The organism is Teichococcus aestuarii (assembly GCF_042651065.1).
Classification (GTDB): Bacteria; Pseudomonadota; Alphaproteobacteria; order Acetobacterales; family Acetobacteraceae; genus Pseudoroseomonas; species Pseudoroseomonas aestuarii.
This window is the reverse complement of record NZ_JBHSCH010000124.1, coordinates 1-4,533: the sequence shown is the minus strand read 5'-3', so window position 1 is coordinate 4,533 and position 4,533 is coordinate 1. Positions and strand designations below refer to the sequence as shown.

Genomic DNA, 4,533 nt, shown 5'->3' with positions numbered 1-4,533 from the left:
CACTCCATGGACGTAATCGGGCGCATCGCCCAGCCAGCCAGTGAACTTGTTCAGAAGAGCCGGGTCGTTGCCGACATATACGCCAAGAGCGGTCATGGCTGACATCCTTCACACCGAGCAAGCCGGGGGGCTGCTCGCTCACATGTGAGTGATATCGCTCACGAACGTGTGATCTTCCAAATAGAAATCGCGAATTTGTGAGTTAGAAAACGTAAGACGTGCAGAACGAAAGAGCATTCTCAATATAAAGATTAATGCCGTTCCCGGAGCATAAATAGAGGGGGCGTGTAACTTGTGGAGCCAGCCTCAGTTGGCGCTGTTTCGTCTGTAGATGGGCGAGGCCCAGCCAAAGCTTGAGCTTGTCTTTTATGCTTTGAGGATCCACTGTCCGGGGGGGGCTGAGGTGTATCACCAGCACCGATGAGCGGAATCGGCAGCAGAGAGGCCAGATTTCCTGAATAGCGCGGAGTAGTCCGCAGCTGCCGTCCGCCACGGTACTGATCTTCTCCTGATCTGGTGGACAGTGATCAATCGGCGGTGCACTTTATCTGCTCTGGGATTCTGTAGCCTTTGGATGCCGGTTCGAGGTCTTCTCCGTCATGGCTCCATCCTCTCAAGAGTTGGAGCCTCCGGAGAACCCCGGAACGGTTCACCTCGGCAGCCTGGGCCTCATGATGCCTGCCGTGGCTCAAGCAGGTTGTCTCTCGTTTGGGCGTTATCCCTCCGCAACCGCGGAGGAGCATCATTCTAGGTCAAAGCCCTTCCTGCGCACGAAAGCGCCGAAGTCGGCGCGTTCGGGTACGGAGTACTGTCGGGCCTTATCCTCCGACCACCCGTACTCCTCTGCTTCCCCGAAGCGGTCCGTATAGCGCTGCGTGGCGTAGGGCTGCATGGCCCTCCGTCGCTTGTCGTACGCGGCGATCTTGTCCTGTATGCCGGCCTCGTCATAGCGATCGTAGTGGACGGTGACATCGAGGCCCAGACGTGGGCTGAGGACGCCACCGAAGGACGGCCAGCCGACGCCCAGTCCGGCCACGGGGAAAACATGGTCGGGCAGCGCGAGGAGATCGGACACCTCCGCTGCTGTGTTGCGGATGGCGCTGACGGGGCACGTCCCCAGCCCCACTCTGTCCGCGGCGGCGATGAAGGTAGCGAGGACGATGGCCGCATCGACCGAAGCGTTGAAGAAGGGGTCGAGATGGTCGTTGACGAAAGGCTGCTGACGCCATTCGAACATCAGGCGATGGCGGCGATTATTGGCGCAGAAGACCAGAAACGCGGGCGCTTCCCGGATCCACGGATTGTCCGGGATGAGCGCGTGTAACCTGTCGCGCTGTGCCTCATCGGAGATGATAATGATGTCCGCCTGCTGCAGGTCCGACTTCGAGGGAGCTGAGAGAGCCACAGCGCACAGTGTCTCCAGAAGCGCAGGATCGACGGCCTTGTCGGCGTACCGACGGATGACGCGGCGATCAGCCATCGCGGCGAGGGTCTCCACGCCATCTGGCGCCGCCTGAAGCGCGGGCGATGAGCCGAAACGTGCCTGGAGAATGTTCATCAAACGCTCGAGCAACCTCACCTCCCACTCGTCGTGAGCGCCTCCGCCGGAGACGCGGCATGTGATCCGGCTAGAGCGCGATGGCCTCGCCGTCGGCCGGGACGCGCAGGTTTGCCACGAAACCTTCCCGCTCGGCAAAGGCCCGCAGGTCGGCGCGGCTCAGGATGCAGTGGCTCACGGCTTCCATGTGGCTGGCGATCAGGGTGGCCTTCGGGGCGGCGCGATGGACCGCCCGGACGTCTTCTTCTCCCATGATGATGGGGTCCAGGCCGATGAAGGTCGCCTTGCCCGCGTTGAGCACGATCACCTCCGGCTGGTGCCGGGCGATCGCCTGCTCGACATGTCCGTTCCAGATGGTATCGCCCGCCACGTAGAGCGTCTTCTCCGAGGGATGGCTGAAGACGACGCCGCAGACCTTGCCCAGGCGCGGCACCGCCTTGAAGGCGGCGTCGGTGCCGTGCTGCCCGCCCGTCTTGACGAGCTTGACGCCATTGAACTCCGATGCCTCGGTCAGGACGCGCACGTCCTTGAAGCCTGCTTCCCGGATTGCCGCCGCGTCCTCGTCATTCTGCGCGAAGAGGGGGAGCGATTTCCCGAGCCGCGCCTTGGCCTTTCCGTCCCTGTGGTCGGTGTGAAGATGGCTCACGATGACCGCGTCCACGTCGATGATATCGGTCACCGGGATCGGCAGGGGCACCAGGGGGTTACGGCGCTCGCTGTTGGCCGAGCCCGGGAACCCGGGAGACGTTCCCTGGTCGTCCAGCATCGGGTCCACCAGGAAGCGCACACCGCCGTAGTTGATGCGCAGCGTCGCGTTGCGGATCTGCGTCACCGTCGCCTGCTGGCGAGCGGCTTGTGAGGTGCGCGTCGTCATTCCGATGATCCCCATGGACAAGGCCGGGAGTGTCTTCCGGCGCGTGATCAGGAAGCCTTCCTTGCTGCTGTCGGTCATGGCCCAATCCTCCTTGCCAGCACCTAGGCTATGAGCGCGATCGGCGGCCCACAGCCCATGAAGATGCGGTAGCCTCTGGATAAACGACCAGGCGCGGCGGTAGCAGTGGCGGCACGGAAATAATAAGGGCCAGAAACGACATGCCAGGGCGGGACATGCCAGGGCGGAATGCCATCGAGATCGGCCTGGTGATCTACCCCGGCACTCAACTGGCGGCCGTGCTTGGGATGACAGACTTCCGGACGCTCGCTGGCCGCATCGCCGGGAAACAGGTGAACCGCCAACAGGCGCCCTCGCTGCGGGTCAGCCACTGGCAGATGCGAGACGGCGAGAACATCCCGGTCCGCGTGTTCGACACGGCTCCTGGCGCCGAGGGGACGCCGGACGTCCCGATCCTGCCGCCCCGGCTGGGTGCGCCCACCGAGGCGCACGAGGCGGCGCCCTTCGTGGAATGGCTGCGCGAGCGGCACAGCGCGGGCACCGCACTGGGCTCGATCTGCACGGGCGCCTTCCTGCTGGGCGAGACGGGTGTACCGCCTGCGGTTGGTGAGACACCTGAGTGGAGCCTAAGCGGCGAGAGCCGCGGGTGAAAGCTGATCCTGGCGTACGGCGTCCAGTGGCCTGAACCCGAGCCGCTCAATGAGCCAGGTCGAGTTGTAGGTGCGCCGGAACTCGAGCAGTGCCTGGCGCAGTTGCTCGACGGTGTCGAAGGTCCGGACCCAGAGGAGGTTCTCCTTCAGCGTCCGGATGAAGCGTTCGGCGCATCCGTTCCCCTCAGGCGCGCGGACGAAGGCGGGCGTGCTCTTGATGCCGAGGAACGTCAGCTCGCCCTGGAAAGCGTCGGACATGTACTGCGAGCCGTGGTCATGACGCAGCGAGAGGCCTGCAGCGACGCCCTTGGCGAAGCCGCCGAAGTGCTGGCGCACGCCCTGCCTGAGGGGCTCCAGCGCCTCGAAGCGGGTGTCACGCCGGGCGGCATGCAGGCCGACGCACCGTGCGCTGTGGTGATCGACGGCGACGAACACCGCCGCCTGACCCTCTGCCGTCCAGGTGGTGGTCATGTCGGTGCCCCACATGATGTCCACCGCGTCAGGGGTGATGGTGCCATCGTGGTTGCGCGGGCCTCGCGGGGCACCGGCCCGGGAGGGGGCGAGCAGGCCGTGCTCGCGCATGAGCCGCAGCACCCGGCGCCTGTAGGTCCGGACGCCCTGCATGTGCAGCCTTGCCCAGACCTTGCGGTGGCCCTCGCCATGAAAGGGGCTGGCCGCGAGGACGGCCCGGATCGCCTCCAGCAGCGCCGCATCCGGCATTGGCCCGACCGGCCCAGCTCGCCTGGGCGGCTCCGTTCGGGGTGGCAGGCGATGGCGGTAGACCGTCGCCCGGGCTGCCCGCCAGATCCTGCAGACTCGCGCCAAGCCATAGGGCCTGCCGCTGCTGGGCGACATGGTCAGGCTCATGGCCGTGACCTCCGCCGGGCCAAAGGGCGGCCATCCTCCAGGGCTGCGACCTTGGCCTCCAGCAACTCGCGCTCGAGCAGCATCTCGCCCAGCCGCGCCTTGAGCCGCTCGCTCTCGAGCGCCTCCCCTGCCGTGGGCCGCGTCGCCAGGCTCGCCTCGCCAGCCGCCAGGAAGGCGTCGCGCCAGCCGCTCAGCATCGCGGCCGTGACACCCAGTGCCCGCGAGACCGTCTCCAGATCCTCGCCCCGCAGCAGCCGAAGCACCGCGTCCCGCTTGCGCTGCCGCGACATCCGCCTACCCCGGCCAGGACCAGCGGCATCCATCCTCTCTGTCGTCATCATGCACCCCATCGGCGGAACCGTCCGCTTGCGGGGTGTCTCGATCAACCGTGGAGCGGAGGATGGGCGTATGCCCAGGCGTAAGCCTAGGCTCAGGACCCATTGTCCGAGCCAGAAGGTGACGGTAGCGGCGAGGGTGATGGCGCTGAAGAAGGTGTGGGCACAGCGGTCGTAGCGCATGGCGATGCGGCGCCAGTCTCTGAGTTTGCCGAACATGTTCTCGATGCG

The 4,533-nt window shown here is 65.5% G+C and carries 3 protein-coding genes and 2 pseudogenes; 1 reads left to right on the top strand and 4 read right to left on the bottom strand.

What is annotated here, in order from left to right; translation table 11 throughout:
* Positions 1 to 742: 742 nt before the first annotated feature.
* Together ACFOY6_RS23650 and ACFOY6_RS23645 are read right to left on the bottom strand one after the other, a co-directional pair.
* Positions 743 to 1,579: a nitroreductase family protein gene (locus tag ACFOY6_RS23650; RefSeq protein WP_379639094.1), complete on the bottom strand. Its 837-nt coding sequence runs from the start codon at positions 1,577 to 1,579 to the stop codon at positions 743 to 745.
* A 49-nt stretch (positions 1,580 to 1,628) separates the two neighbouring features.
* Entirely contained in the window at positions 1,629 to 2,510 is an 882-nt protein-coding gene (locus ACFOY6_RS23645) for an MBL fold metallo-hydrolase (RefSeq protein WP_379639090.1), read from the bottom strand.
* Positions 2,511 to 2,782: 272 nt separating this feature from the next.
* Between ACFOY6_RS23645 and ACFOY6_RS23640 the strand changes: the two genes are divergently transcribed.
* Positions 2,783 to 3,100 carry a type 1 glutamine amidotransferase family protein gene (locus ACFOY6_RS23640; protein WP_379652417.1) on the top strand — a complete coding sequence of 106 codons (318 nt, stop codon included), beginning with the start codon at positions 2,783 to 2,785 and terminating at the stop codon, positions 3,098 to 3,100.
* Here ACFOY6_RS23640 and ACFOY6_RS23635 read toward each other — a convergent pair.
* Both ACFOY6_RS23635 and ACFOY6_RS23630 read right to left on the bottom strand, forming a co-directional pair.
* Positions 3,077 to 4,308 (bottom strand): annotated as a pseudogene (locus tag ACFOY6_RS23635) (IS3 family transposase). The gene ACFOY6_RS23640 and the pseudogene ACFOY6_RS23635 sit on opposite strands and share 24 nt — an antisense overlap.
* 105 nt (positions 4,309 to 4,413) lie before the next feature.
* A pseudogene (locus ACFOY6_RS23630) lies at positions 4,414 to 4,533 on the bottom strand (IS5/IS1182 family transposase); the annotation flags it as partial.

Coding starts and splice junctions, on each gene's coding strand:
- ACFOY6_RS23645 (WP_379639090.1), bottom strand. CDS start 2,510: ATGACCGACAGCAGCAAGGAAGGCTTCCTGATCACGCGCCGGAAGACA.